Consider the following 5394-nt stretch of genomic DNA (forward strand, 5'->3'; position numbering starts at 1 on the left):
AACCGGCGCGGTGCGCAGCCCCATTTCCATTCCCTACCGGCAGGGCATGACCGTGCTCGACGCGGTCCTGGCCGCCGGCGGCACGACCGAGTTCGCAGCCCCCGACCGCACGGAGCTCTACCGCCACGGCGAGACCGGGGCGACGACGTCGTATGCGATTCGCCTGGAGAAGATCCTCCAGCAGGGCGACCTCGCCAACAACTACCCCGTGCAGCCCGGTGACGTGATCACCGTGCCGCAGCGCGCATTTTGAGGAGGGGACGTCGATGAGTGGTGAACTGATGCCGTTGAGCGGCCTGTTGCCGGCGCTGGTGAGCGAAGCGAAGCGCCGCCGCCTGGCCATTGCCCTGGTATTCGCCGCCATCGCCCTGGCGGCCCTGGCCACGGGCCTGTTGTGGCCGCGCAAATATGAGGCCAGCACCACTATCCTGGCCCAGGAAAGCAGCATCATCACGCCGTTGATGGAAGGCGCAGCCTCCACCACGGGGACCAAGAACCGCGCCGGCATCGCCCGCGACGTGATCTTCAGCCGCAAGGTGCTGTCGGAGATCCTGGTGGCCGGTGGCTGGATGGCAACGAACCCGACGCCGCTCGAGCAGGACAAGCTCATCGAGGGCATCAAGTCGCGCACGGTCTTGCAGACTGCGCGCGACAACCTGATCACCATCACCTATTTCGATTCCGATCCCAGGCGCGCCTTCCTGGTGACGCGGCAGTTCGCGCAATTGTTCATTTCCGAGAGCCTGGCGTCCAAGCAGCGCGAGAGCCACGACGCCTACGATTTCATCAATAGCCAGGTCGAGGCCTATCGGTTGAAGCTTACCGACGCTGAAGACAAGCTCAAGGCCTATCGCGACGCCAACGCCGATGCACGCCCGGGCAGCGAGACGGACACCAATGCGCGCATAGGTCAACTGCGCATCCAGATTGAAAACACGCGCATGATGCTGATGGAGAAGAATTCCCAGGCTGCCGCGATCCAGGCGCAGCTGACGGGTGAGTCGGAGGTCAATGCCGTACAGACCGTGCAGGGCGTCGCGCAGACGCAGATGGCAGCGCTGCAGCAGCAGCTCGATACGTTGCTGTTGACCTACACCGATTCATATCCGGACGTGATCCGCCTGCGCCATCAGATCCAGGATCTGCGCGTGCAGGCCCAGGGCGAAGAAGCGCGCCGCAACACCGCCAGGATGGCTGGCATACCGATCCCGGTGGACAACGGTACCCAGATGAACCCGATGTACCAGCAGCTACGAATGCAGTTGGCCGCCACCCGCAGCGAAGCGGCGGCCGCCGGTGCCCGTATCGGCGCCAGTGAGGGGATGCTGCAGAACGAACTGGAGCGTAGCCGCCGCATTGCCAATTCCGAGAACGTCACTTCGGAGCTGACCCGCGACTACACCGTGAACCGCGACGTCTACCAGGACCTGCTCAAGCGACGCGAGAGTGCCCGTGTATCGATGAACCTCGATGCCGAGCAGCGCGGCCTGACCTTCCTGGTGCAGAACCCGGCGGTGATGCCGCTGCAGCCTACCGGCATCCGCTTCATGCATTTTGGCCTCGCCGGCGTGGCGTTGTCGCTGGCCATCCCCTTCGGCCTGCTCTTCGGCGTGACCCGCTTCGACCCGCGCGTACGCTCGGTGTGGCAGCTGGAGCAGGCCACCGGGCTTACCGTGCTCGCCGCCATTCCCTACTACCCGACGCCGCGCGACCGTCGCCGCGACCGGGTACGTAATTCCTTGCTCGGTTTCATCGTGGCTGGTGTCGCGATCGTTTACCTGGTGGTTTTCTGGCTTCGCCTGAAGGGGTGGGTATGAACGCGTCGGCCAATGATTCGACCGTGGTGTCCTCGGCGGAATTCTCCCGCGGTACCGGCCATTCGATCGCCAGGATGGAGGAACCGGGCGGTGCCCTGGCGCCGCTGCAGCTGGAAGAACGCCGGCTGATCCATCGGGAGCAATCGGTCAGGCTGCAGTCCGACGCCTTCCGCAACATCCGCACGCGCCTGCTCGGGCTTGCCGGTGAAGGGAATTTCGTCACCCTGGTGGTGCCGGTGAGTCCGCGATCAGGTGGCAGCTTCGTGGCGCGCAACCTTGCCGCGGCCTTTGCCTTCGACGAGGCACGCACCAGCCTGCTGCTCGACTGCAACCTGCGCTATCCCGAACAGCATCGCGCCCTGGGCGTGGAGGTTGGCCATGGCGGACTGATCGATTACCTGGAACATCCATCGCTTGGCATCGAACGCATCCTGTACCACACCGGTATCCCGCGCCTGCGGCTGATCCCGGCGGGCAAGTCGCGTGAGAACAGCAGCGAGTATTTCTCGTCCTCGCGGATGCGCACCGTGCTCGATTCGCTGCGCTCACGCTACAACGACCGCTATGTGTTCCTGGACGGGCCGGCGATCAAGGGCTCGCCCGATGCGCGCATCCTGGCCGACCTTGCCGATTTCGTCGTGGTGGTGGCCGGCTACGGCCGCGATACCCCGGGCGCCATCAGCACGGCCGTGGCCAACTTCGAGCCGGGCAAGCTCGCCGGCGTGGTTTTCAACCAGGCGCCCTGACGGGTGCCGGCAGGGGAAGGGAGCAGGGGCATGCTGGCACGAAGGGCCGTAGCGGGTGCGGTATTGGTGGCGTTGGCCGCCGGGCCGACGGCCGTATGCGCCGGGCAGTTCGATTATTCCCTTTACGGGGGCATCGAGCACAGCAACAACGTTGCACTTTCCACCGACAATCCGCAGTCGGCGAATATTCTCATCCCGGGCGCCACCTTCACCTACCTGCAGCAGGGCTCCACCTTCCAGGCCAACGTGGCGGGGACCGTGGAATACCACCACTACGCCACCAGCAGCTTCGACGATACGACGCAGACGGAGCTTGCCGCCACCGGCAACTGGACGGTCGTGCCGAACCGGCTGGACTTCACCGTGGCCGACTATGCGGGCGTCCGTCCGGTCGATTCGCTCTCCAGCGATGCACCGGACAACCAGCAGCAGACCAACGTGCTGACCCTGGGGCCCATATTGAAGCTCCGCTTCGGCGATGCCATGCGCGGCCAGGTGGAACTGCACTACATCAACAGCTACGCATCGAAGGTGGATGATTTCAATTCGTCCCGCGGAGTGCTGGCTGGCCGGCTTTTCCGCGACTTAAGTCCCACCGACGTGGTGTCGCTGAACGTCGAGACGCAGCGGGTGACCTTCCAGAACGACGCGGCCGGATCCAACTACAGCCGCGACGAAGGGTACCTGCGCTACACCAGCCAGCTGGCGCATTTCGACGCCGACGTGACGGTGGGTTACTCGCGCCTGGACTTCGACCAGGGCGGCACCGAGTCCAAGCCGCTGCTGCGCGCGGCCGTCGGTTGGCAGCCGACCACGCGCAGCTCGTTTGGCATTTCCGGTGCGTACCAGTTCTCCGACGCGGCGCAGGACCTATCCACGCCGCTGTCGCCGTTCTTGCTTAGCACCACGCTCGAGCCGGGGCAGACCAGTCTTGGCGGAACCACGGTGGTCGGCAATACCGTGGTCGATTCGGACGTGTACCTGCAGCGTGAACTGCAGGCCAGTTATTCCTACCAGGGCACGCGCCTGTCGTTCACCGTCTCGCCGATGTTCCGCAAGCTCGAGTACATCAATAACCGTACCTTCGACCAGACCGGCCGCGGTGGAAGCTTCTTGCTGACCTACCGTCTGCAGCCAAGGATGGATCTGTCCTTCTTCGCCACCGGCGAAAAGCTCGACTACGACGTGCTCGACCGCACCGACAAGACCTGGCGCTATGGCGCGGCATTCCAGCACACCCTTACGGCGCACTGGAGCTGGCGGGCTGCGATTTCGCACGAGAAGCGCGACAGTAACGCCGCCGGCCAGAGCTACCGCGAAACCGAATTCTTTGTTGGCGTGGTGTACCGGCGATGATCGACGACGACGCGGAACTGCCATTCTTCTTCGGGCCGCGGCGTGAGCTGTTCGGCATGTACCATGCCAGCGGCGGCCATCCGCGGAAGGCCGTGCTGCTGTGCCCGCCGCTGGGCCAGGACCAGATCCGCTGCCACCGGCTTTACCGCCAGCTGGCCCAGGCACTGGTGGCCGACGGCGTGGCGGTGCTGCGCTTCGACTACTACGGCACGGGCGATTCGGCAGGCGCCAGCGCCGATGTCGATCTTGCCCGGTGCGTCGCCGATACCGTGCTGGCCGCGCACGAGTTGCGCACCCGCAGCGGGGCGGGGCGTGTAACAGCCTTCGGTGCAAGGCTGGGCGGCAACATCGGCCTTGCCGCGTCGTCGGCCGCCCAGCTGGCCGGTGTTGTCGCATGGGACCCCATCCCGGACGGCCATGCCTATGTCACCCGGCTCGATGCCATGCAGGCGGCGCTGGGAATGGACGCGCAGCGCTTCAGCCAGCCGCGCATGGTCTCGGACGTATCCGCCCAATGGCTGGGCTTCAATGTCTCGGATCGACTCCGGCACCAACTGGTGGAATTGAAGCTGGAGGCGTCGCCCGTCCCATTGCTGGTGCTCGATACGATCGGCCAGGAAATTCCCTGGAGCCTGAGCGTACGCGAGGCGGTGATACGCAGCCTGCAGCCACCCACTCCCTGGGACGACCTGGCGCGGCTGGAGATGGCCATCCTGTCCCACCCCCTGATCCAGACCGTGACGGGCCACGTCCGGGAGGCCGCATGATGCAGGAACAGGCCTTCCGGTTCGGCCGCGCCCGGCACCTGGTGGGTATCGCCGGTCTGCCGGCGGCGGCGAGCGATGGTGTAGGCGTGATCGTGCTCAATGCGGGCCTTGTCAACCGCATCGGCCCGTTCCGCCTGCATGTTGAAATGACCCGGCGGCTCAATGCCCGCGGGTACCCTACGCTTCGATTCGACCTATCCACCCTGGGCGACAGCGGCGCCTCCCAGGAATCACGTACCCGCGTGGAGCAGGTGCGTGCGGACGTCGACGATGCGATGAGCCTCCTGGAACGGCAGGCCGGGTGTTCGCGCTTCGTTCTAGTGGGCCTTTGTTCCGGAGCGCAGAACGCGCATTCGGTGGCCTGCACCGAAGCCCGGGTGGCAGGGGCGGTATTCCTGGATGGTTATGCCTACCGCACCCTCGGCTACAAACTGCGGTATTACCTGCCGCGCCTGGTCGATCCGGCGCGCTGGAAGCGTCTGCTGTCACGTAGTGGGGCTAAAACTGCCGAAAAGAGCGCCGAGCCTGTGTTTTCGGTGGCGCCCTTGCCGCAGGCGGTGGTGAAGGCGGACCTGGCCAGCATGCTCGACCGGGGGCTCAAGCTCTGCCTGATCTACAGCGGCGGCATCAGCAACTACTTCAATCACCAGCGACAGTTCGGCGAACAATTCGGGCCGCTGGTTAAACACGCTGGCATGTACACGAGTT

General features: G+C 65.1%; 6 protein-coding genes. All 6 read left to right on the forward strand.

Going from position 1 to position 5394, the window contains the following annotated elements; translation table 11 throughout:
- The coding region (locus VK519_RS06185) for a polysaccharide biosynthesis/export family protein (protein WP_324348283.1) at nt 1-253 on the forward strand (253 nt) is incomplete at its 5' end.
- A gap of 13 nt (nt 254-266) precedes the next feature.
- Nucleotides 267-1817, forward strand: coding sequence for an XrtA system polysaccharide chain length determinant (locus VK519_RS06190; protein WP_324348285.1), 1551 nt, complete (start codon nt 267-269; stop codon nt 1815-1817).
- Complete coding sequence (locus VK519_RS06195; RefSeq protein WP_324348287.1) at nt 1814-2563, forward strand: P-loop NTPase family protein; 750 nt, start codon at nt 1814-1816, stop codon at nt 2561-2563. The genes VK519_RS06190 and VK519_RS06195 overlap by 4 nt, the downstream gene beginning before the upstream one ends.
- Nucleotides 2564-2593: 30 nt before the next feature.
- A complete protein-coding gene (locus tag VK519_RS06200; RefSeq protein WP_324348289.1) occupies nt 2594-3919 on the forward strand; it encodes an outer membrane beta-barrel protein in 1326 nt (441 codons plus the stop codon).
- Nucleotides 3916-4686: a serine aminopeptidase domain-containing protein gene (locus VK519_RS06205; protein WP_324348291.1), complete on the forward strand. Its 771-nt coding sequence runs from the start codon at nt 3916-3918 to the stop codon at nt 4684-4686. The genes VK519_RS06200 and VK519_RS06205 overlap by 4 nt, the downstream gene beginning before the upstream one ends.
- Nucleotides 4683-5394 (forward strand): alpha/beta fold hydrolase (locus VK519_RS06210; protein WP_324348293.1); only part of this gene is annotated, 712 nt, incomplete at its 3' end. The genes VK519_RS06205 and VK519_RS06210, both read left to right, overlap by 4 nt.

Origin of the sequence: Pinirhizobacter sp. (assembly GCF_035317885.1) — a bacterium.
GTDB lineage: Bacteria > Pseudomonadota > Gammaproteobacteria > Xanthomonadales > Rhodanobacteraceae > Pinirhizobacter.

Coding starts and splice junctions, on each gene's coding strand:
- VK519_RS06205 (WP_324348291.1), top strand. CDS start 3,916: ATGATCGACGACGACGCGGAACTGCCATTCTTCTTCGGGCCGCGGCGT.
- VK519_RS06195 (WP_324348287.1), top strand. CDS start 1,814: ATGAACGCGTCGGCCAATGATTCGACCGTGGTGTCCTCGGCGGAATTC.
- VK519_RS06190 (WP_324348285.1), top strand. CDS start 267: ATGAGTGGTGAACTGATGCCGTTGAGCGGCCTGTTGCCGGCGCTGGTG.
- VK519_RS06200 (WP_324348289.1), top strand. CDS start 2,594: ATGCTGGCACGAAGGGCCGTAGCGGGTGCGGTATTGGTGGCGTTGGCC.